This window comes from Spirosoma horti (genome assembly GCF_054776595.1).
Window position 1 is genome coordinate 1 of the sequence record NZ_BAAHBQ010000017.1, and the last position, 22425, is coordinate 22425.

23 protein-coding genes and 1 pseudogene are annotated in these 22425 nt (G+C 47.5%); 19 read left to right on the forward strand and 5 right to left on the reverse strand.

From position 1 onward, the window contains the following. Nucleotides 1-266 precede the first annotated feature (266 nt). Nucleotides 267-668, reverse strand: coding sequence for a hypothetical protein (locus ACYVAM_RS31300; RefSeq protein ID WP_461074096.1), 402 nt, complete (start codon nucleotides 666-668; stop codon nucleotides 267-269). A gap of 206 nt (nucleotides 669-874) precedes the next feature. Here ACYVAM_RS31300 and ACYVAM_RS31305 point away from each other — a divergent pair, with 206 nt between their 5' ends. Next, entirely contained in the window at nucleotides 875-1294 is a 420-nt protein-coding gene (locus ACYVAM_RS31305; protein WP_461074097.1) for an ester cyclase, read from the forward strand. A gap of 108 nt (nucleotides 1295-1402) precedes the next feature. Here the strand turns inward: ACYVAM_RS31305 and ACYVAM_RS31310 are convergent, their stop codons facing one another. Next, a complete protein-coding gene (locus ACYVAM_RS31310) occupies nucleotides 1403-1807 on the reverse strand; it encodes a VOC family protein (RefSeq protein ID WP_461074098.1) in 405 nt (134 codons plus the stop codon). A 289-nt stretch (nucleotides 1808-2096) separates the two neighbouring features. Between ACYVAM_RS31310 and ACYVAM_RS31315 the strand changes: the two genes are divergently transcribed. From ACYVAM_RS31315 to ACYVAM_RS31360, 10 genes are all read left to right on the forward strand, one after another. Further along, the gene (locus tag ACYVAM_RS31315) at nucleotides 2097-2813 is read left to right on the forward strand and encodes a hypothetical protein (RefSeq protein ID WP_461074099.1); all 717 of its coding nucleotides are present in this window, start codon (nucleotides 2097-2099) and stop codon (nucleotides 2811-2813) included. 409 nt (nucleotides 2814-3222) lie between these two features. Continuing rightward, nucleotides 3223-4521, forward strand: coding sequence for a PAS domain-containing sensor histidine kinase (locus ACYVAM_RS31320; protein WP_461074100.1), 1299 nt, complete (start codon nucleotides 3223-3225; stop codon nucleotides 4519-4521). 267 nt (nucleotides 4522-4788) lie between these two features. Further along, nucleotides 4789-6990, forward strand: coding sequence for an ATP-binding protein (locus tag ACYVAM_RS31325; RefSeq protein WP_461074101.1), 2202 nt, complete (start codon nucleotides 4789-4791; stop codon nucleotides 6988-6990). Nucleotides 6991-7233: 243 nt separating this feature from the next. Then, entirely contained in the window at nucleotides 7234-7440 is a 207-nt protein-coding gene (locus tag ACYVAM_RS31330) for a response regulator (protein WP_461074102.1), read from the forward strand. Nucleotides 7441-7452: 12 nt separating this feature from the next. Beyond that, nucleotides 7453-7617, forward strand: a complete 165-nt coding sequence (locus ACYVAM_RS31335) for a response regulator (protein ID WP_461074103.1) — start codon at nucleotides 7453-7455, stop codon at nucleotides 7615-7617. A 270-nt stretch (nucleotides 7618-7887) separates the two neighbouring features. Then, on the forward strand, nucleotides 7888-8256 hold the full coding sequence (locus ACYVAM_RS31340; RefSeq protein WP_461074104.1) for a hypothetical protein: 369 nt from the start codon (nucleotides 7888-7890) through the stop codon (nucleotides 8254-8256). 219 nt (nucleotides 8257-8475) lie between these two features. Then, nucleotides 8476-9006 (forward strand): hypothetical protein, encoded by a 531-nt coding sequence (locus ACYVAM_RS31345; RefSeq protein WP_461074105.1) that lies wholly within the window; start codon nucleotides 8476-8478, stop codon nucleotides 9004-9006. Between the two features lie 360 nt (nucleotides 9007-9366). Continuing rightward, on the forward strand, nucleotides 9367-9960 hold the full coding sequence (locus ACYVAM_RS31350) for a TetR/AcrR family transcriptional regulator (protein WP_461074106.1): 594 nt from the start codon (nucleotides 9367-9369) through the stop codon (nucleotides 9958-9960). Continuing rightward, complete coding sequence (locus tag ACYVAM_RS31355; protein WP_461074107.1) at nucleotides 9960-11156, forward strand: hypothetical protein; 1197 nt, start codon at nucleotides 9960-9962, stop codon at nucleotides 11154-11156. Before ACYVAM_RS31350 ends, ACYVAM_RS31355 begins: the two co-directional genes overlap by 1 nt. 58 nt (nucleotides 11157-11214) lie before the next feature. Next, entirely contained in the window at nucleotides 11215-11709 is a 495-nt protein-coding gene (locus ACYVAM_RS31360) for a HupE/UreJ family protein (RefSeq protein ID WP_461074118.1), read from the forward strand. Nucleotides 11710-11908: 199 nt separating this feature from the next. Here ACYVAM_RS31360 and ACYVAM_RS31365 read toward each other — a convergent pair. Both ACYVAM_RS31365 and ACYVAM_RS31370 read right to left on the reverse strand, forming a co-directional pair. Further along, nucleotides 11909-12277, reverse strand: a pseudogene (locus ACYVAM_RS31365) (SgcJ/EcaC family oxidoreductase); the annotation flags it as partial. A gap of 192 nt (nucleotides 12278-12469) precedes the next feature. Next, the gene (locus ACYVAM_RS31370; RefSeq protein WP_461074108.1) at nucleotides 12470-13078 is read right to left on the reverse strand and encodes a DUF1579 family protein; all 609 of its coding nucleotides are present in this window, start codon (nucleotides 13076-13078) and stop codon (nucleotides 12470-12472) included. 366 nt (nucleotides 13079-13444) lie between these two features. Here ACYVAM_RS31370 and ACYVAM_RS31375 point away from each other — a divergent pair, with 366 nt between their 5' ends. From ACYVAM_RS31375 to ACYVAM_RS31395, 5 genes are all read left to right on the forward strand, one after another. Then, a complete protein-coding gene (locus ACYVAM_RS31375; RefSeq protein ID WP_461074109.1) occupies nucleotides 13445-14335 on the forward strand; it encodes a helix-turn-helix domain-containing protein in 891 nt (296 codons plus the stop codon). A gap of 12 nt (nucleotides 14336-14347) precedes the next feature. Next, a complete protein-coding gene (locus ACYVAM_RS31380) occupies nucleotides 14348-15103 on the forward strand; it encodes an SDR family NAD(P)-dependent oxidoreductase (protein WP_461074110.1) in 756 nt (251 codons plus the stop codon). A gap of 120 nt (nucleotides 15104-15223) precedes the next feature. Then, nucleotides 15224-15958, forward strand: coding sequence for an SDR family oxidoreductase (locus tag ACYVAM_RS31385; protein WP_461074111.1), 735 nt, complete (start codon nucleotides 15224-15226; stop codon nucleotides 15956-15958). Nucleotides 15959-15992: 34 nt separating this feature from the next. Continuing rightward, nucleotides 15993-16214 (forward strand): hypothetical protein, encoded by a 222-nt coding sequence (locus ACYVAM_RS31390; protein WP_461074112.1) that lies wholly within the window; start codon nucleotides 15993-15995, stop codon nucleotides 16212-16214. 80 nt (nucleotides 16215-16294) lie between these two features. Next, complete coding sequence (locus ACYVAM_RS31395; RefSeq protein ID WP_461074113.1) at nucleotides 16295-17041, forward strand: alpha/beta hydrolase; 747 nt, start codon at nucleotides 16295-16297, stop codon at nucleotides 17039-17041. A 272-nt stretch (nucleotides 17042-17313) separates the two neighbouring features. On the opposite strand, the gene ACYVAM_RS31400 is transcribed toward ACYVAM_RS31395, so the two are convergent. Next, the gene (locus tag ACYVAM_RS31400) at nucleotides 17314-17886 is read right to left on the reverse strand and encodes a hypothetical protein (protein ID WP_461074114.1); all 573 of its coding nucleotides are present in this window, start codon (nucleotides 17884-17886) and stop codon (nucleotides 17314-17316) included. A 91-nt stretch (nucleotides 17887-17977) separates the two neighbouring features. On the opposite strand from ACYVAM_RS31400, the gene ACYVAM_RS31405 reads away from it, so the two are divergent. The 3 genes from ACYVAM_RS31405 (at nucleotide 17978) to ACYVAM_RS31415 (ending at nucleotide 22008) form a co-directional block, all read left to right on the forward strand. After that, on the forward strand, nucleotides 17978-18313 hold the full coding sequence (locus tag ACYVAM_RS31405; RefSeq protein ID WP_461074115.1) for a winged helix-turn-helix transcriptional regulator: 336 nt from the start codon (nucleotides 17978-17980) through the stop codon (nucleotides 18311-18313). Nucleotides 18314-18619: 306 nt separating this feature from the next. Beyond that, the gene (locus tag ACYVAM_RS31410; protein ID WP_461074116.1) at nucleotides 18620-19468 is read left to right on the forward strand and encodes a helix-turn-helix transcriptional regulator; all 849 of its coding nucleotides are present in this window, start codon (nucleotides 18620-18622) and stop codon (nucleotides 19466-19468) included. A gap of 158 nt (nucleotides 19469-19626) precedes the next feature. Next, the gene (locus tag ACYVAM_RS31415) at nucleotides 19627-22008 is read left to right on the forward strand and encodes a S41 family peptidase (protein WP_461074117.1); all 2382 of its coding nucleotides are present in this window, start codon (nucleotides 19627-19629) and stop codon (nucleotides 22006-22008) included. Nucleotides 22009-22425: the final 417 nt, after the last annotated feature.

The window sequence follows — 22425 nt, forward strand, 5'->3', positions numbered from 1 at the left end:
AGTCGGGAGTGAGTTGAAAACACCCTGTTGACCTGTTGTTTTGGCCGAAATCGGGAGCCAGATTTAACTCGTTTATCGAGCTTACTAATGGCCTCTCGGCCTTTTGCAACAGCCACCAGAATTATGTAAACCCAGTTGGTTTAATCCTTAACCACTACCTCCCCATTTCCATTGAAAGTAGAGTGCCAGTGTTCATCATAGATAGAATGATAAAAGATGACGGCTCGTATGTCAAGTAACGCCTTTCGAAATAAAGTGTTATCTGTTTATCCATTCACGGTTATCCAATTCAAGCTTTGCGCCTGTGGGATGACAAAGCCTTTTTCAAGCGCCGTCTGATACCAAGACATTCCATCCCGGCCTCGGTGTTGCTCTTCAGACAAGGCCTGCACCACAGCCGTTGGCGAGCGATATAAGCGACCTTTGTAAAAAACTTGTACGCTGTCAATTATAGCTGGACCGATGCCTGAATTAGCAATTGTGATACTTGAAAGTCCTTTTTCATCCACAATCTCATTAGCGATCAAATAAGGCCAGACCGAATTGAGTTGTTGTTCCCTAGTAAGCTTTGTTTGGTAGAGGGTCACTATTAAAGCACAAATGCTAGTAAAGGTAGCGGCAATGGCGATGATAGTATCGGTACTAATGGGCTTTCTTCGAATGGCCATGAAAGACGCTTTTCAGTTGTATAATTGGCTTTATGTAAAGTTAAGACTCCTAAAAGCCTACCTAGCGTCGGTTCGACCTTAAACTAGTTTAAGGCCATTTCTTAAGATAATTTATTGACGCTTGACGGAACGAATCAGAACTTTGTCGTCCGGTGGATAACTAATGTTTTTGAATTTAGAATCGGAGCCCTTAAAAATCACTCAACATGTCAATCGAAGATAACAAACGGATCATGAATCGTTTTTTGGAATTCATTAATTCGGCAAGCGAGAATCTCGCTCATGAGCTGATCAGTCCCAACGCCGTATTTTATGTTCCAGGACGCCCTGAGCCGCTGCGGGGCCCAGCAGGCTATCTTTCACTGGTGGGGATAATGCGATCTGGATTTCCCGACATTCAATGGTCACTGGAAGATATGGTTAGTGAAGGAGATAGTATAGCTGCCCGCTTTATAATGCGTGGTAGGCATCAAGGTAATTTCATGGGTATACCGCCAACAGACAAGCCAATTCAGGTACAAGCCATGAGTTTCTATCGGCTATCTAACGGCCAGTTTATTGAAGAATATGGCCAGCCAGATATGTTAGGATTACTTCAACAAATTGGCACGGCACCCTCTGCTTGATTAACTATAGCCGCTTAACTTAAAACCCTCCTGCCTGAGATAGTCCCCCTTCATACACCTACTTGGTAAGGGGATTTTTAATAATGCCGATAAACAGGAATGACAACCTTATCCATCAAACTTCTTAAGTGCTTCTGGGGTAACCGGTGTGAAGAAATTTACCAGATTACCATCCGGATCTCGGAACAGTATTGAACGGTTACCCCAAGGCATAGTCGTGGGCTTCTGAATGATCCTGTCGCCAAGGATGTCGGATAATCGTTGATACACGAGATCAACATCATCCACCCGAAATTCGATAATGGCGGAATGATTACTGGCCGCCTGGGCTAGGTTACCTCCGCCAAATAGAGCTAAGGTACGAGTACTGCCGATGGCTAAAGTGGCCGAAGGGGTCTGTAATTCGGCGAAATCATCGGTATACTGCGTTACGGATAGGCCAGTGATCTGCTCGTAGAAGCGAACCAACGGCTTTATGTCCGCCGTGATAATTCGAAGGGAAATAAATTTCATGGAATCGGTGAATTTGTTTTAATTCACACAAAGTACAGTGGGTCTACTGACAGCAGTATGTCAGCAGAGATTGCCTTATCACTCATGGTACTATCCGTCTCTCCAAAGGCTCATTTATGAGACTAAGTGGCTTCCGCTCCCAACGCTGGGTCGCCTTTGTCAATCGTTTCCATTAGCCTACGTAGCTTTGTGAGTGCATGATTAGGTGCATTTCTAACTAGTCAAATCATTACAAGTGCTGTCTTCTCTGAAAGGAGATCTTTTTAAGACATTAATGACATATAAACTCATGGACGAGAAAGTCTTGACCCAACTTCGGTGGTTGAAAATATATACCTTTACGACCACTGCCATCTTCGCCCTTTATTTGTTTACGGCCTTCAACCCGAGCAACGCCCCGAAGCGATTTGAAGAAATAGATGTAGAACGGATTAACGTGGTTGAAAAGGATGGAACCCTTAAAATGGTCATTAGTAATGAGGCAAAGCAACATCCCGGTATTGTGGATGGTAAAATTATGGCTCCTCGTAAGCGTTCTGCAGGAATCATTTTCTTCAATACGGCAGGAGATGAATGTGGCGGGTTGATCTATGAAGGCACTAAAAAGCACGCATCCCTGGCTTTATCGATTGATCAATATAAAAATGATCAACTCATGCAGTTACAGTATGATGAGAAGCTTGATGATCAGCAGCGAGCCCGCTCATATGGGTTGAAATTATGGGATCGGCCCGACAATTTCACGCTGGGCCAACTTGTAAACCGAATCGACTCGTTAGAAAAACTGAAAAACGAAACCTTGTACAAAAAAGGGATAGCTGATCTGGAAGCAAAAGGCCTTCTTGGGAAGGAGCGCCTTTTCGTAGGGAAAACGTATGGGTCAGAAACCGGTGTATTCATTCGTGATGAAGCGGGTAATGCCCGAATTAAGCTGTACGTCAATAAGAAGGGGGAAGCAAAAATTGAATTATTGGATGCCGCTGGCAAAGTCCTCCCTCTTCATTGACGATGTGTATCAAGCGTAATTAATAGTGGTTCATGAATGACTGGACTGTTCAAGCCGGAATGCTTTTTGGCATGATAGCTTAAACGTTGAAATCATTTACAAAAAGGGGGCGTTTAATTAGACGCCCCCTTTTGCTTTAATATCTGTCAAGTGGTCCGCCACCGCGGTCCAGTTCGTAGCATGCAGTCAACTACTTGCGGAAAGCGGAAAAAGGTTGTCAATCTTACCAAAATAAACTCTCTAGCCCGGCTCTTAGCTATCGCGCTTATGGGGTTCTTTTACCACTAGGTAACCTGCGCCCCTGAACTAAAATCATTATCTTGGCGAAATGATTATCTTGACTCAACCACGTATAGCGAACTAGTACCCCGAGCCGGAGGATGAGTCGACCACCGATCACATGAACTATATGGCTGAAACTGAGTCGCCGGATCACCTTTCGTTCCTGGATGGAGGGGGTGAAATGGGAAAACTAATCAGGGGCTATGACTGGACTTCCACACCATTAGGGTCACCGCTGGGATGGCCCCAGAGTTTACGAACTATCGTGGGTGTGCTACTAACGTCTAAATTTCCTATGTATCTGTGGTGGGGTCCCCAGCTCATTCAACTCTATAATGACGCCTATCGGCCCAGCTTCGGGCAAACCGGCAAGCATCCGGACGTCCTAGGGAAGCCAGGGGCGGAGTGGTGGCCAGAAGCCTGGGGCACCCTGAAACCGCTCATCCAACAGGTACAACAAAGCCGCCAGGCAACCTGGCATCAGGATCAGCTCATCCCTAATTTGCGCAATGGCCAACTCGAAGATGTTTACTGGACCTTTAGTTTCAGTCCTGTCATGGATGAATCCAACCAGGTCGGCGGGGTACTGGTCATCGTGCTGGAAACCACACAGCAGATTCAGAATGCCCGATATCTTCAACAGCGAACCCTGGAGTTAGAGCAGCGAACGGCTGAACTGGCTCTGGCAAATGAGGAGTTGGGGCGGTCCAATGCCAACCTGGAATTGTTTGCCTCCGCAGCCTCTCATGACATGCAGGAGCCACTGCGAAAGATTCAATCGTTCGGCTTAATGCTGCGCCGTACGTATGGTTCACTACTTGGTCAGGAGGGAAGTGATTTAGTGGCCCGAATGGAACTGGCGGCTACTCGCATGTCACAGCTGGTGCGCGATTTACTGACCTATTCGAGGCTGAGTACTCATACTGAACCATTACGCATACAGGCACTCAACCCGATTGTCGAGGAAGTAATCAACGAACTGGACCAGCTTATTCAGGAAAAAAGCGCGCAGGTGGAGGTCGCTTCACTGGGCACGATCCAGGGGGATTCCACCCAACTGGGACAGTTATTTAGAAACCTGTTAAGCAATGCCCTCAAGTTTGTGAACCCACTAGTAAAAACCCATATTCGAATTGAGAGCCAAACCTTGACCCGATCCGACTTACCGCCAACGTATCAGCCCCCCGATGATCACGAACAGTTTTGTGTCCTTAGAATCATAGATAACGGAATTGGTTTTGAGCAGGCGCAGGCCGAGCGGATTTTCGAGACGTTCCAGCGTCTGCATGGTCGGCATCACTATCCGGGCAGTGGCCTTGGGTTAGCCATCGTGAAACGGGTGGTTGAGAATCACCAGGGGTATGTCATGGCCCAAAGTCAACCCGGTCAGGGAGCTACCTTTACCATTTACCTGCCTACAGGATAGAGACCACTCTTAAGGGGTTCATGGCAATCGCATGCGACTAATTGAATTGGACAATTAAAAAGTGATTAGCTCACAAAAAAGCTCTCGTCTGAGATTAAGAAGTTATCCTGTATTTGCTTTATAATTGGGGTTTGCTTGAAGAGTAAGCCATCCTACTTAGCCCTGAACGACCAAAAGCTTATTGATTCAGGTAAATAGACAATTAGACAAATAAGCCTAACTTTGACTTCGATAAAGGGTGGCTCTCAGATGTCCTTTTTTAGCAACATGAGTAAACAGCAACGAGTCGAGCCTACTGATTCAGCCCACAGCCACCCGCTTGCCGAGAACACGCAAGGACCGGACCCCACAGACCAAAAATACCGCCGACTCTTCGAGGCCATGAACACCGGGTTTGCGCTTTGTCAAGCTATTCGGGATCATACCGGGAAAATGATCGATTGCCGATTCCTGGAACTCAATCCGGCGTTTGAGAAACTCACCGGTGTCAATCCTCAACAGGTCCTTCGCAAAGCGGCTCGGGACGTATTTCCCGCGCTTGAACCCGAGTGGTTCGACCCCTACCAGCCGTTTATGAATAGCGGTCAAACCATTCGCGTTGACCAGTTCATCCCTGGGTTAGATCGGTGGGTCGAGCTGACGGCCTTTTTTTATGGGAATGACCAGTTTGTGGTTCAGTACGACGACATCACCGCCCGCCAACTGGCCCAGCAATCCCAGCAACAAAGCCAGGCCCGCTTGCAACTGGCCCTGGATGTTGCCCAACTGGGCACTTGGAACTGGAACCTGCTCACTAATGAGGGGTACCTGGATGCCCGTAGTGCGGAGCTAATCGGGCTGGTCCCTGGTTATCAAGCCAACGTAGCCCAGGCCCAGATGGCCAGCATTCATCCCGACGATTTGGCCCGCACGGAAGCCGACGTGATGGCAGGTATCGCCCGGGGGGTGCCTTTCGGCCTTAGCTATCGGGTCATCCATCCGGACCAGAGCGTCCACCATATTCGCTCCCGTTTCCAGGTGGTCGCCGACCCGACGGGACGCCCCGTGGAGCTGATGGGGACAAATCTGGACATAACGGCTGAATATGAGCTGACGACAGCGTTACGCCAAAGCCAGGAGAAACAGGCTTTTTTACTCGCCCTAAGTGATGCGCTATACGCTTTAGCGGATCCGATCGAAATCGAAATGACGGCCAGCCGGCTGCTGAAGGGCTACCTGGTCGATACCCAGGTTTTGTTTGGCCAGATAATCGGGCAAGAGGGGATCATTGACCCGGTCGATGGCCGCCATCAGCTCCTCCCGATGGATCCGGTGGGCTCGGTGATTTCGGGTGTAAAACCGCCTGTTTTCTTTCCAGCGGGTCAGCCACAGGTCGTTACCAATGTGGCCATGGATTCGGTCCATACACCGGCCGAACGAGCGGTATTACAAGCCGCTCAGATTGGCGCCTATATAACCGTTCCTGTGGTCAAGCAACAGCTGTGGGTCGCTACCCTGAGGGTACATAGTAGCCAGGCCCGCGCCTGGACTTCGTCTGAGATTGAGTTGGTTCAGGAAACGGCGGAACGCACCTGGACGGCCCTGGAACGGACCCGCGCCGAGAAGGCCCTGAGCCAAAGCGAGGAGCAGTTGCGGCAGTTATCGGCGAATTTGGAGAGCCAGGTGCAACAGCGCACCGGGGAGTTGGCGTCGGCTAACCATGAATTGGCGATCAATAACCAGGCCTTAGCCGAAGCCAATGGCCTGCTGGTTCGCTCGAATGCCAATCTACAAACCTTTGCCTACATTGCCAGTCACGATTTGCAAGAGCCATTGCGCAAGATTCAGCAGTTTGGGGATCTGTTGAAAACGCGGTATACCGACTCAACCGGCGAGGCAGTCGTGTATCTGGAGCGGATGCAGTTGGCGGCCTCTCGGATGTCGACCTTGATTCGGGACCTGCTGAATTATTCCCGTATTTCCACCCAACGGGACCAGAGTGCGCCCGTCTCGCTCCAGACCATTGTCGCCACCGTGCTCACTACGTTAGACTGGACGATTCAGCAAACGGGGGCTCAAATTCAGGTGGGGCCATTGCCTACGCTATCAGGCGATGCCTCTCAGCTAGGGCAGCTGTTCCAGAATCTGCTGAGTAATGCCCTTAAGTTCGGTAAGCCGGGCGTAGCTCCCGTGATCCAGATCGTGTCGAGTCAGGTGACGGCTTATGATTTACCGAAGGCGTTTACGCCTCACCAAGCGGTGAGTGGTTATTGTCGGATTGAGGTAGTGGACAACGGGATTGGTTTTGAAGAGAAATATCTGGATCGCATCTTCCAGGTGTTTCAGCGCTTGCACGGTAAAAGCGAGTTTGCCGGCACGGGCATCGGGCTGGCGATTTGTGAGAAGGTGGTAACCAATCATGGGGGGGCAATTGCGGCCACTAGCCAGCCGGGTCAGGGGGCCACCTTTAGTGTTTACTTGCCAAGCTAAGCGTTATAGGTTAACGCCTGTCTCTTGGTCATTCGGATGTACTGGTTTAGAAGACAGTTTTCAATAAACGATTCTCCTTGAGATGAAGTAACTTACCTGAACCCGCTGGTAAAGTGGGTCATTATTCCAGGACAAAAGCTTTGGCTTAGTTTCCGGATAAGCGACCTTATCCTAACTTTGGCAACATGGCGGCTATACAAACCGATGCCAGCCGGGTTAATGCTTATCTAATCCGCTCTATATATGCTAGCTAACAAACGTATCTATATCGCTGACGATCAGGCTGACTATCGACTCATACTTCAGCAGCTCTTTCGTCATTACCTGCCCGCCTATTGCGTCCAGCTGTTTGACAGTGGCCATGCTTTATTGAAGGAACTGGCGGCTGCCAGTTCGGAACCTGGCTTGATCATCCTGGATCAACACATGCCCCAGTTGAGTGGCTACTAGACCTTACGGTCGTTGAAAGCCAATCGAATTCACAAGCGCATTCCGGTTGTGATGATGAGCCATGATGCCTCTGAGGTGGAGATCACGGCATGTTATGGAGCGGGGGCTGATTCCTTTATCCGGAAAGAGATCGACTTGCAGGCCATGGCCCAGAAGCTTGAAACGGTTTGCCATTAGCCGTATGCAACCAACTAAAGTTGGCCGATAACAAAACCACTGTCTCACAATTCGCTCCTCCATGAGACAAGTAGCGTTCAGATAACAACCTTTTAGATGACTAAGCCGGATTTGGTGAAAAAACATAGCCCTATGTGATAATTATGGCCTTTTTCGATAAATAGCTATAGCTATAATCGCTGGGCAACGACCCTTCTTATGCGTAGTATCGGGTCATGGCCCCTGTTGGCTGGGCTTGACGTACTTTCCCCACGATTCATCGATAAAGTAATGAACGATCAATTTTCACCTGACGGCATTTATCTAGTTCGAATCAGCCTGCTGGAAATGGCCATGAGTCATTGGGTTTTTGAACCCGCTATTTATCGCGTGTCTGATAATGTCCAACTCTTCAACATGGGAAAGCAAGTCTGGAGTTCGGATTCGATTGAGTGGACCTCCAACTCCATCGTTGTGCTAAAGACCCGTCAGTATCCTGGCCTGATCTTCTGCGATCTAACTTTAGATATGGCGCTCGGGATGGGCAAAGCTATTCGGGGAAAAATTAAGAATCGAGATTGGAAAACCGGTAATCCCATGAGCGAACTTCCCGCTGAGTTCACCGGAACGCTGGCCGAAATTAAAGAGTGGCTAAGTTGAATTGGCCCACGACCACCCGTATGCGATTAACAAGACCGGAGTGGCGAGGGGGCGTGCCGGGTCGGTGCACCGATTGCTGTCTACCTGACAGGTAGCAAACTTGTCGTCTCATTATGTGGCTATTTTGAACCAGCGTTAAGCGTCAGGTATGTTATTGATTGATTTTGAAAAACATTAAAAATTAACGTCTCAGGTAACGCTCATATTTGACAAAACTATATGCATCTCCCCTTATGGCTTATAGCTATCCCGCTGATCCTGATTGATAGCCTGTGGCTCCGACTGGGGATTTGCCAGCTGCTAAAGTGGGCCGGTAGCTCCCTTATCGGCAAGCTACCCGCGATTCAGTCGATCAGCCCTTTTGTGGTAACTAAAGCCGGCAAGTACGCCATCTGGCAAAGCCGTAAAAGCTATGGACAGGCTTCCCTGAAGATGCCAGCGCCCATCATTGCCTCAGTGCTAACTGGTAAACGGCTGTTGATTCATAAAGCCCATTCCAATGTGATGGTCAGTGGTGTGGGCGAAACCCGTTTTCAGTTGTTTACTTTCTGGGCGGGGCCTGGAGACTACCAGCTCGAACTACCGGACCTTGACCCCGAACGAACTTATACCCTTGAGATACGGCCCCATAAGCCAACCTATCAAATGGTCTTGGCCATTCTGCTGACCATCCTCGGGGCGGCAGTTCTGATCGTGGGTATCGTTATCCTGATTCAAAGCGTACTGCCTGAAAGCAGAACGTTGCCTTAGTGTAACGGCCGTTACGGCTCTTTTCATGGCTGGTTTCTACTCGGTTCATCCCTTCAACGACTATTGATTAAACCAGACGTATAATAAGATAGTAATCAGCTAATGAAAGAAAAATTCTCACCAAACGATCCTCAGTGAGACGTAAGAGTGTCTATGTTTTGGCTCCTGCTTGTACAAAGGATCGTTCAGATACCTGCTTCTTAAATCGGGCGTTTAAAAATACGGTCAACAGCTAGGTCATATATCAGACGAAGCCTTGGATTTCTCAACCAACAAGGATGAATTTGTTGACACTCGACTTCTTTATAAGAATGTTTAAATTAATTAATATACATTTGTCATTAACCAACTGGTTAGTTAATGGCTATCATTCAGAAATCTACTCAAAGTCGGATTATAACCGAAGCGGTTACCATCTTTCAACAAAAAGGGCTTCATGGGGCACGCATGCAAGAGATCGCCGACAAAGCTGGCATCAATAAAGCCATGCTGCACTATTACTTTAAAACCAAAGAGGAGCTATTTCAACAAGTTTTCCAACAAGCCCTCGACCTGTTTATCGCTAAAATTGAGCTAATCCTAACCAGTGAACTACCCCTCAATCAGATCGTCATCCACTACGTTGACCATACCCTGGACGCGCTGTCGGCTAACCCGACAATACCCGCATTTGTGCTGCACGAAATTAATCGAGATCCACAACGAATGATCGATGTATTTGCCGGTAACCATCGAATCAATTTAGCCCAATTCGCAAAACATTTTCCATCCGCTTACGAAGCCCAGCAGTTTTTTACCGATATGGTCGCTTTGTGTGTCTATCCGTTTGTGGCTCAGCCCATGTTAGAAAAAGTGCTTGACCTGACCCCGACGGGGTATCTACAGTTTATTCAACAGCGTAAAAAACACATTAAAGATCGACTGTTGAACCAACCACTCAACCCAACGAACTAATGAACAGGACCAATTTATCCAGTCAATTATGGATTGGTTGCTTGGCGATCACCGTTTCGGTTAGTCTCTTTACCCAAGCCGGTATAGGTGTAGGCCTAGAGTATAGTTTGCTGAGTGGAACAGCCCTACTGGTTTGGATTCGTCGGGCTAAATCAGAGCCAATTCCTCCACGGGTCGTTGTTTATTACCTAATAAATATTGTATCTCTATTGGGATTAAGTACCGTTCGCTATGCAGCTCATTATGGTGAGTTCGTTCAGGCGCAATACCCTACCCTGGTCCAGGCTCATATGGCCAACACCTATAGCCACTGGTTCCTGGTCCAAGTTTGCCTCCCCGTCTGTTTGCTTTTAGTGGGGGGCTACTTGCTCATCAAACAGCCTACCACCGGGCTGTTCTTCGCGCTTTGGGGGTTCCTCTTTTGTGGTCTTGAAGCCTTGATCCAAGTGGGCGTTGAACTAACCCAGTTAACGCAATACCGGCATATCTATTTTCTGGGTGTCTTTATCGGTATAGGACAATTTTTGCTTAGTGCTTGGGGCTTATTAACCCTAGCCAAGTCAACTCCAACGCCGGTCGTTACCCAACCTATTGAGTCAATGACAACTCGACGGATCAACTTGTGGTCGGGTTTATTTGTCAGTTTTGGGGCCGTGTATGCGATCACCTTGTACATTCAGGCGGGGCCGCTTCCGGTTGGTGTCATTATTGGCTCCATGATGGGGGGCCTCATCGGGTGGCGAAAAACAACCGCTCACAATAGCGCCGATCCCCATAAAGTTGCTCCGCTATATCTGCTCTTACTCGCTTTATTTTATGGCCATGTCGGTGAGGAAGTATTGACGCATTTTAATCGAAGTATTGCCGCCATTTCACACCATCCCTGGAGTGATGCTGAATTTGATTATCTGATCACTTTGATTGGTCCTCTTGTTTGGGTGTTCGCGGGTTATAGCCTTTGGAAAAGGCAGGCTTTCGGCAACTTTATTTTATGGTTCATGATCGTGGGCATGATTGTCGGCGAGCCCACTCATTTACTGGTTTTTCCGGTTGTTCGCATGGTTCAGGAGGGAGTGCCTTACACCTACTTTTCAGGCATGTATACGGCCTTGTTTCCCATGATTCCAGCCATACTTGCTTTAGGGCTTATTCTGAATGATCATAAGAAAACGAAACAACATCCGACGCTTAGCTAAGGGATGCTTGTTAATCAGCTTCCTGCTATTGTGGATTCAGCCTTGTTGGGCTCATGGTATGGGTGGCACGGGTTTGTTGCATCCGCTCACAGGTTTAGACCATTTGCTGGCTATGCTGGCCGTAGGGGCTTGGAGTGCCCAACTGGGGGGGCGCTCGATTTATATCGTGCCAGCCTGTTTTGCCGGGATGATGGTTCTGGGTGGTGTAGCGGGAATAATCAACCCCATTATCCCGTATTTGGAAACTGCTATTGCGATGTCGGTGCTGATGCTGGGTTTAGCTGTCAGTATGGATCAACCGACTGGTTGGTTCATAGCTAGTTTTGGGGTGGGTATTTTTGGTTTTTGCCATGGATTCGCCCATGGTTCAGACATGAACCGACCCGAGGGGATCACGGAATACATCCTTGGCTTTTTAATTACAACTGTTAGTCTTCATTTGATTGGTGCCTTTGGCGGGCTTCTACTGATGGAATCGAGTCAAGGCAGAAGGCACTTACGCCAGATCGGTGTAGTGACGAGTTTAATCGGCATTTACTTGTTAGTGCGATAAATGGGTAGGCCTATTGGATCGTATAGCTAGCCTGAATGCATTACTGAGTGAAAAGATCACGCTTAACGGTTTGATCAACGTATGAATTACTTCTCTGTAGCCATAGCTGGATCAGCTCTTATTAGAAAAGTTATTATGGCATTCTCAAAAAAGGCTAATAATTTGCGATGGTATCATCTAGTCTTATTCGAGTGACCCCTTATTTCTTATAGACAGGGGGAATGCCCTCATCGAGTAGCCGGGTGTTATGCATCACCTTGATCAACCATTGCCCATCGGATTCTTTGGTGGCCGTCCAGTTTATAAGAAATTTTACCACCGCAACCTCTTTGCCGCCAAAGGTTTTTCCCCCGGATACCTCCGTCTGAACATCTACCGATGCCACATCGGGACGAATGAAGCGAACTTTTGTCGCCTTTAGGGTCTGCACTCCATTTTTATAGACGATGGTAAAGATTGGCAGGTGAAACGATTCAATTTCAGCCCGTCCGTGGGCCGACTGACCTACCCAATTGGTGAAGTCAGCATCCTGGGTAAAGGTCGCGGCAAAGGCCTTGGTATCGTGCGCATTAAAAGCGGTCTATCAAGGACTTCACCGCCGTTTCATCACTGGTTTGGGCCTGTGCCAGTGATGTTAAGCCTAAGCTTAGCATCAGCCATAAACTGGAGCGTTTTAGAAGCATATCAATAGGTTGTTAGTCCAAGTCTTTTTGACGGGGGCCCAATGAATGCTGTGGGCCGTGGTCATGTCCCCAACTCATTATTTGGCTATGGTTTTGGTATAAATCAATTCTCTGGTCTTTTTCGAGCTACCATTTTGACCCTCGTAGTACTCCTCCCTATACTGATTAGGGTCAATAAGATGCACCACTTTCCGGTTGTTTTGCTTTACACCAGGTAATACCTCCCGCTCCCATTCGTAAGTAAATACCTTGGTTTGGGCGTCATACTGACCAATTTGCTGGGCCGCATCGCTGCCAATGTGGTTATTGATGGCGGTAGTCACGTAGCGTTTCTTAACGTTATCATAGCCCTCAATCTCTAAACCCTGGTAGTTGGCCAGCTTCGTTTTGCCATCTGCAATGGGAACTGGCAGTTGGCCACCGGTAATCTCGACCTGAAAGAAGCGGCCATCAAAGATGGCTGTTCGGACGAGGGTTCCTTTCACAAACGGTAGATTCTTGTCCTGAAAAGCCCATGTTCCGACCATATTAGCTAAAATGGCGTGAGACGGTCCTGGCCTGGAGTAGTCCAGCAGTTGAGCCATCGTTTCCTGCTCTTTGCTAGGCGCTTTCGAGGGTGATTGTCCTGAGACCCAATTGGCCATACCAAGTAGGCTAAATAGGAGGACACTACAAGTAATTTTCATGGGTTTGTTTGCGGTCTGGCGATGGACAAAGAATCGTTGCTCAAGATAGCTACATTGACAACTATATCCGACAGGATTTGAGGGAGTGGAGTTGCTTGGAGCATTTAGTCCAACCCTTAGTCGTTATGTCTAGCCTCAGCAAGCCTGCCAAAAGGAGCTTTACCAAGGTAGCACAAAGACGATGGGCGTTTAATGGGACGGCTTATTTTAATAACTGCCCAATGCTATCCGTCGCATACGAAGCTGCTTGACAATTAGTATTAGAAATTCAACAATTCGTGTTAAAGATATGATTAAGGCTCGTTATAGCTTTGTATCACAAAATAACCGGGAGACAAACAGTCCGAAAATCACTCATTAATCGCCATGAAACATTTCAAATCGTTGAGCGAGATGCATCGGGAAAATAAGATGCCGCTTCCAGAGCATCCTATGCTTGGCGTATTGCGTATCACACCTGGAATGACCCTAAACTTTACTGAGTTTACAGGTGATTTTTATATGATCGGTCTTAAAAATGTCCGGGCGGGGCACTGGCTTTATGGGCGCACTAAATTTGACCATGATAAAGGCTCAATGGTATTTTGGAAGCCCTGCCAGGTTATTGAAATAAAAAATCTGGAAATTGAAGACGATGGCTATATTCTATTAGTTCACGAAGACTTTTTATTAGGATCGACGCTTCAAAACGCAATAAATAAGTACGCTTTTTCTGACTACGAAACAGATGAATCATTACACCTTTCACCGAAAGAAGAAAAAATAATTAAAGGACTTTTTGAATCTATAGAAACAGAATATAATAATAATGAAGATGAATTCAGCAAAGATATAATCCTGGCAAACATAAATTCTATGTTGAACTATGCAGAAAGGTATTATAAAAGACAGTTTCTAAACCGAAAACCACTTACGGGAAAAACGGTAAGTTTATTTGACCGATTACTGGATACGTATATCCGTGAGGGAAAATTATCTACCGAAGGCTTACCGTCTGTAACAACAATGGCTACTGCCTTACACATGTCCCCCCGTTATCTTAGTGATTTGTTGAAAATGGAAACGGGAAAAACTACTCAGGAGCTTATTCATATTTTCCTTATTAATGAAGCCAAGAATAGATTAAGGGCCTACGATGATAATGTTTCAGAAATTGCTTATTCACTTGGCTTTGAGAATATGTCTTACTTCTCCAAGGTTTTTAAGAAAGAAACGGGTTTCTCACCTAAAGATTTTAAAAAACAACTGTTACACTAAAACGTAAAAGCCATGAAAAAAGCCTTAATAACAGGCGCCAGTGGAGGAATAGGCTTAGCCACCGCTAAACTACTGGCACGTAAAGGCTACCAACTTACATTAGTAGCCCGTAATGAAGTAAAATTAGTCGATGCATTAAACCAGTTAATGGGACAGGGGCACAACTATATCGTAGCGGACTTGACCCAAAGGAAAGACGTTGATAAAATAGCGTCGGTACTGACAGAAGCTCACTATGATATGTTGATTAATAATGCCGGTGCAGGCTTATATGGGCAGTTCTCTGCGCTTCCATTAGATGGACAACTAAGTACTATGTTTCTGAATATGGACTCGTTGGTCATCTTATCCTATGCCTTTCTGAAGAATGCAAAATCGGGTAATGTCTTGGTCAATATTAGTTCCTTGTTAGCCCATTCATCGTTACCGGGTGCCTCAGTCTATGCAGCCACCAAAAGCTTCGTATCTAATTTTTCTGAATCACTATGGTTTGAGTTCAAGAAAAAAGGAATTTTTATTTTAAGCTTTAACCCTGGCGCAACGAAATCGGACTTTCATCAAAATGCCGGTAAGGATAGTAAGGCATTTCCAGAATCGGTACTTTCAACAACCGATCAGGTAGCAGAAGAATTGGTAGACGCTCTGGACAAACAAAATACTCCAAGAGTTATTCAGGGCTGGAAAAATCGGCTTATGCTGTTTGGATTTAAATTCCTAAGCCGAAAATCAGCTATCAATATAATGGGACAATTAAGTCCAGGCATGTAAAGTCAGACTAAGACTGAAAGCCATAATTTCAAACTCCCCCAATTGCATTGCTATTCTTTTTGCAGTGAATACACTGCTGACAGTCGTATTATTTTCCAACACTAACAAATAATCAAAACAATGAATCTTCAAAATAACACCGTCCTAATTACCGGTGGAGGCTCCGGTATTGGCTTTGAAACAGCCCGTAAGTTTTCAGCCCTCGGCAACAAGGTAATTATTGTAGGCAGAAATGACCAGAAACTGGCAGCCGCTGCCGCGCAGCTAAACAATGTTACCGCCATCCAATGTGACGTAACCGACGAACGTGATCTGGATAGGCTGGTAGACCGGATAAAAGCCGACTTTTCATCGCTCAACTTGCTCGTCAATAATTCGGGGAGCGCTCATCAATTTTCACTGGCTTCGGGGTCAGACGTATATGAGGGAGCGAAGAAAGAAATGGAAATTAATTATCTGGCTCCTTTACGACTCATTGATAAACTGCTTCCTGTGTTGCAAGAGCAGCCCGAGTCAGCTATAGTGAATGTCACATCGGTTGTAGCTATCGTCCCCTGGGCCGTGATGCCCACATACAGTGCGAGTAAAGTAGCCCTTCAATTTTACACCAGGCTACTCAGGCTTTCACTCGCTCAATCGCCTGTAAAGGTGTTCGAGGTATTCCCTCCATTGACTGACACTGACTTTGCCAGGACTATTCCCATCGAAAAAATGTCGCCTGCAACGGTCGCCGATGCTATTCTCAAGGGTATAGAGCAGGATTTGCCAGAAATCAGAATTGGCCTTGCTGATTACTTTTTTACTATCAATAAAGAGTCCAGTGAAAAGGCGTTCAGCCTGTTGAACGGGAACTAGTCTTTTTTGCAAAACCACTTACTATGCTACAATTATGAAACGTACATTCAACAAAATCCTCTCGACAGCCCTTGTTCTGTCCGTAAGTTCCATCGCTTCCATAACCTGGGCTCAGGTAATTACCCCGGCCAATGATCCGGGTATCGAAATCCACGTAAAAGGGTATTTGCAAGTTGTTAATGCAGCCACCCCAATACCCGTTTCAGAAATGCCTGTAGAGCAGGCCCGACAAACGTATGCCTATGCCACAACGTAGGTGATAAAGTTGATCTGTCAGGGATTGAGGAAACCGAAAAGGTCATCCAGCAGGATGGGCTGTCCATCAAACTTCACCTGATGCGCCCGGCGGGCATAACGAACGATATTCCCGCGTTTATGTATTTCCACGGCGGAATCTGGTTCATGGGCGATTATGCCACGCACCGTACCTTGCTCCATGATCTGGTTGTTCGAACGAAAATGGCCGCTGTATTTGTCGACTTCACCCGCACCTCAGAAGCACAATACCCGCAGCAGAACAATGAGGCCTATGCCGCTACCAAATGGATTGCCATACATGGTAAAGAGGTAAAAATTAATGGCAGTAAACTGGCCGTTGCCGGTAACAGTGTAGGTGGGAATATGGCTACGGTAGTGGCACTGATGGCGAAAGAGAAAGGGGGGCCTGCCTTGAAATTTCAGGTACTTATTTCGCCCGTTACAGATGCCAACTTTCAAACAACATCGTATAACCAGTATGCGGATGGTCGCTTTTTGACTAAAGCATTGATGATGAAGGGCTGGAATCTTTATCTGAACGATAAGGAAAAACGAAAAGAAATTTATGCGTCTCCCCTCCAGGCCACTTACGATCAGTTGAAAGGCCTGCCAGCTGCTCTGGTCATCACCGAGGAAAATGATGTGCTACGCGATGAAGGCGAAGCCTATGCCCGAAAACTGGATGCCGCCGGGGTACTCACCATATCAACTCGGTACAACGGGACAATCCACGATTTTGTCATCATCAATTCGCTACACCCACTGCCCGCAACCCAGGCTGCGATCAAACAGGTAGCCGAGAGCCTGATCCAGTTTGTCCAATAAACCCCATTTAAACCACAGTATTCCTTTTATTCAACCCAATTATTGACCCGTGAATTAGTCCGTAAAGTCGTTGCCTTGGAGAGATTGTCGCCTTCTATCGAAATCCATAACTAAGGCGACTAAACTTTACAGATTTATTCACGGATCAATTGGAGCGATTTTAGGAGGGTTTTAGTTTACCTGCCCATTACCGAAACCAAAGCGTTGGTGATGGGCAGCCCAGGCCGCTCAGACCGGATTATCAAGTGGGGTATCGTTAAACGGTTTAGGCATTAGGACTGCCGGATTAATGGAATCTGCAAATTGGCAGGACGGTTCTCTTCGGTGTCGAAGCCGCGTCCATCAACGTGCCGAGCTCCCCAAAACAGCATATCATTCAGGACATACATTAGATCGTATTCTTTAAAGAGTTGCCCCTCCGCTAACCCAAATGGCGCAAACGCTTTCCCCTGAATACTTTGTGTACCGTTTACTTCCCAGGTATTGAAATTAGCCTTAGCAAATTGATTGAGTACACTCACAAAACCCGGATGCAACGGCGTTACTTCGTACACGTCATCGGCGCTGAAATCGACCTTCTGGGCACCAATGGCAATCGGATGTTCGCCCTGCCACTGTACATGGCCTTTGATGAACAGTTTGGCTAATGGCATGTTCCCGTATGCATCGGCAAAATTTATAATCTCCAGCGTAAAGGTGTCATCAGTCTGGTACGTAAATCGTCGGGATAAATAAAATGGCTTAGCGCTTCCACTCTCGTTTCGGGAAAGACTGGGGCGCACTTCGGGGGCAATACTTACCCATTCACCGCCCGCTATTACTTCTTTGATCTGTTCGATTGTCATTGTTTCTGTATTTGAATACCCAAAGCTGTTATCTTCGTCTAAGAGAGGCAAGTAGTTTGCTTTATACTACTAAGTACATTTTTTTAGACCAATGGCTAATTTGCGCAAAAACAAGGATTTTAATCCACATAACTGCCCGGTTACGCACTGTCTGAATCGCATTGGCGGTCAGTGGAAAGTACTGATCCTGTATGGTATCAGTAAAAACTGTAATCGCTTTAGTAAGCTGCAACGCGCTATTCCTGCTATCAGCAAACAGATGCTCGTCAATCAACTCCGGGAGCTGGAAGAGGACAACATTATCGAGCGGATCATTTACCCGGAAATTCCACCCCGTGTTGAGTACAAACTAACGGATTACGGCGAGTCGCTAATGCCCGTCATTTACGTCATGCAGGACTGGGGACTTAAAGCGATGAAAGACTGATCGTTTACCAACAAGACTTGATTGGTTAATTCCGTATGCGACTGATGGCAGTTGACAGATATTAAAAAATTACTGTCTCAATAAAACGCTCCTACCCGAGACGAATAATCGTTCTTGAATAAGCATTCTTCAGAGACGACGAGGTATCATGATCTGCGTCTAAAATGGGGCGTTTCTGACGACACAGTTCAGTGAAAATTTCATAGAAAGCGATTAAAACCAGGAAGGATGCAACGTATCTATCAAAAAAGAGTCTATACTTATACTTCCCATCTTCTCATAAACTAGAACCAGCGCTTGATATTCATGCGGACACTTGTTATACCCGTCACGCATCCTCGGTTAAGGCCGTATGTGCAATCCTTCTTGTTCTTCCGCAAAGGAGATCAGGCTTCGTTCACCTATACGACCTTTCCCAATACCAACCTATGCCTGGCCATCTATAAAAATAACCAGATTACTTATAGTCCTAATTCCGGCCTGAATCATTGTAGGGTCAAGCCAGGCCAGCGGATTAGTAGCCGCTTATACGGCTTTCACCAACGGCCCTTTACCGTCGACATCCAAGGGGAGATGGACCAGGTTTGTATTTTGTTTCGTCCGGCAGCGTTACGCGCTTTTACCGCTGAAGCCTACGACCAGCTATTCCAATCCGAACACGTGTTAAGCGATCTGTTCGGCTCCGCTTCGATGTCACTGCTCGATCAGCTCTTCAGTCTGGACGAAGCGTCCCAACGCGCCAGCGCACTGGAAGCATTCTTAGTGGCTCGAATCTTGTCTATTGGCTTAAATCCCCTGGCCACCGCTTCGTTGCAATTCATTGGCCAGCGACCAACCGGTCAACCCATTGAGCAGCTAGCCGCGACGCTCCGAATCCATCCCTCCACCTTGTACCGACTATTTATGCAACAGGTGGGCCAGAGCCCTAAACTGTTTGGACAGACGGTTCGATTCCGTCATGCCCTGACGGGCTTACAGGCGCCCATTCATACAAATTTGACCCAGTTAGCCTATAGCAGTGAGTACTATGATCAGGCGCATTGTATCAAACACATTAAGCAGTTAACCGGCTACACCCCCAAGCAACTCCAACAAAAAGCAACGGTTGAACAAAACGAGCTCATCTGGATCACTACCCAGCCAGGGGCTGCATGATTTTTACAATTTTAACCCCATCAGCGGACGTAGTTTTGCGGTCAGTTCATCTCAGCGGAGACATATAGAGAAGCGGTTAGCAGGGCCAAAGCGCCTTGGCGACTGTCTTCGCATAATCGTCAATCCGCTAATTCATGGACTTCACCAATGCCCCCTTTATGAACCGTTTTCTTTCCTTGTCATTCGTTGGTTGCCTACTCTTCTTGGTCACCCAGGCACAACCCCCTATCCCGGCTGAAACCAGCTTATTCACCCCCTACAACCCGGCGGTTTGGAATGCACCGGCTACCCAAAGGGTGGCCGACATCGGCAAGCTATGGGGCACGCTTAAATACTTCCATCCCCAGTTAATGAAAGGCACGCTCCAAGCCGATGAGTTGCTGCTCAAAACACTCGACCCCCTATTGGACAATCCTTCCAAAGCCAACTTTGTCCGTACCATTCAGGGCATGCTCCGGCTGATAGGCGATACGACTACGCAGATTGAGTCAGCACCGGCCTTCAGTCAACCCGCTCGCAGTGGGCCGTTCAAGTTTACGCAACCCTTACCCGGCCCGATGGGCTATATCACCCTGCCGCAAGAGCGGTTTACGGCCCCTTACGCACTGGACTCCTTTTTAACATCCGCACGCCTTAACCAACCGTACTGGATTGTTGACCTGCGCAATCAAGCCGAAAACGAACGGTTAGGGCTTCAACAATATACGGCTTTCGTGCAGCCCTTAGTCGCGGGCCTGATTGATCGCACCCTTATTCTACCCACGCTCCGGACGGCTTATTACCATGCCTATTTACGGCAAGACTTTTCCGATGACCTGGATGTCATCCCCGCCCGGGATAGGGGGGGCGACCCCAATTACTGGTATCAGGAACGCTTTGGCCTCAAGAATACCTCCCAAGGGGCGTATCTCTTAAAAGGCAAATCCCGTTTCAGCGGGAAGCGTTTCTGCTTTATCGTTAATCAGTATAACAACGCCAATACGCTCAAAGCCCTGATGGCCCTGCGGAACCGGAATGGTTGTTACCTGATATTTGAGGGACCCATGCCTGATTATCTCAAAGGTGACTACTACACCCTGCCCCTGGCGGATCAAGTCCGAGTGAAGATTAAGGTCGGCGAGCAAATCTACGAAGATGGGACGTTAGGTACTCCCCCTGACCGGGTGCTAGGAGCGGCCAATCCGTTGACAACCGATGAACTAGTCCAGCACTGTCGAGCCCTTTTCCAGAAGCCCCCGCGCCGAAATCCGACCCCTATTGCCAATACGGTTTATATACGACTACCCCAGCCAACGTACCCCGATACCTTGTATCCCAATCGCAAGCTTCGCCTGACGGCCTTGTTTAACTTTTGGAATGTGATTCACTACTTTTCCCCAAACAAACCCTTAATTAAGGGGAATTGGGATACGATCCTGACCTACTTTGTGCCTCGTTTTCTCTTTGCCAGCGATTATAAAAGCTACTATTGGCTGTTGCGCGAATTGAGTGCTCGGCTGAACGATGGCCATGCGGAGGTGCTTTATCAGCATGGGGTCTTACCGCCCCCGGGGATCAATGAGTTCTATGCTCCCTTCTGCATCAAATATCTCGAAGGCAAAACCATCCTGGTTCAACTCATTGCCGACTCCACCCATCGAGCGGCCAACCTACAGGTCGGTGATCAACTGGTAGCGATAGATGGCATCTCCATCGATACGCTCTATCAGCGGTGGCACCAGTATGCGGCTAGTTCGAATGAGTTTAGTTATCGGCAGTTGCTGCACAAAGTGCCTCTTCTGAGCCGGTCGGGCAAAGCTCCCTTTGCGGTTGAAGTCCGGCATGCGGATGGCCATCAGCAAGTGCTTCAACTAGCGCCGGTTAGCAAACAAGTATATTGGGACGCTATGCTGAGTGTGTACTATGCCCCGATTCCTAAACCCTACTGGCGAAGCCTGAACGATAGCACCGGCTATATACGGGTCAATAGTATCAATAGTCCACAAGCAGACAGCGTTTGGCAAGACTTGAAAGACCGTAAATACATCGTGTTAGATGCTAGAGGCTATCCCCGCGATGAAGCCATTGTGGCCAGCATAGCCAGTCCGTTTATGAGTCAGATGGACACGGTTTGTATCAATGCGTTTCCCGAAATTAGTCATCCGCTACTCACGCGCAACGCCCTCACGCTGGAAGCCGAAACGGTCTCGCCTTTGGGTTCGGTCGTGACCGTAAACCAAGATAAGCGTTTCGTGTTGCTGTGTGGGCAAAATGCCAGCCAGGCGGAGACCAATATTATAGCCTGGCAAAAAGTGCTTCATCCCACGACGATTGGATTGCCTACCGTTGGGGCGAATGGGGTGTCGAACACGATTCTGATGGCTGGGGGGTACGAATCTCATTATTCGGGTTTTGCGGTCTACTATCCCGATGGCACGCCGAATCAACGCCTAGGTGTCAAGATTGACGTTCCCGTTTCGCTGACCATTCAAGGCGTTTTAAGTGGTCAAGACGAAGTTTTACAGCGGGCCTTACTCTTTATTAAGCAACAGGAGCGTTAGTGGCTACATGAGAAACGTCCTAGTAACTTTACTTTTATCTCGTCGCTACGGTCAACTCCTTGTTTAAATGACACGTCTACTCAATACGTCCCATACTCGTTTGCTTATTCTTATGAAAATGCTCCTGCCTGAGACGAGAGGCTGATAAAAGCGTCGACAACAGGGCGTGGCTGTTAGCTCGCGGAATTTTTTGATGACGCCCTTAGAAATACGAACCAGACTAGTAAGATAGATTCGATTCTGACTTCTTCTATCAGGCACCTTGAAGGCTAGAAACATATCGTTTGAAGACTGTCGTAGTAACCTCCCCCAAGTCGATGGCCAAACTCACTAAACTACTGCTGACCCTCAGTATGGTCCTTGTTTGGGGGTGGACTATCTTTATGGGAACATTTGCTACTCATGCTCATGGTCGGC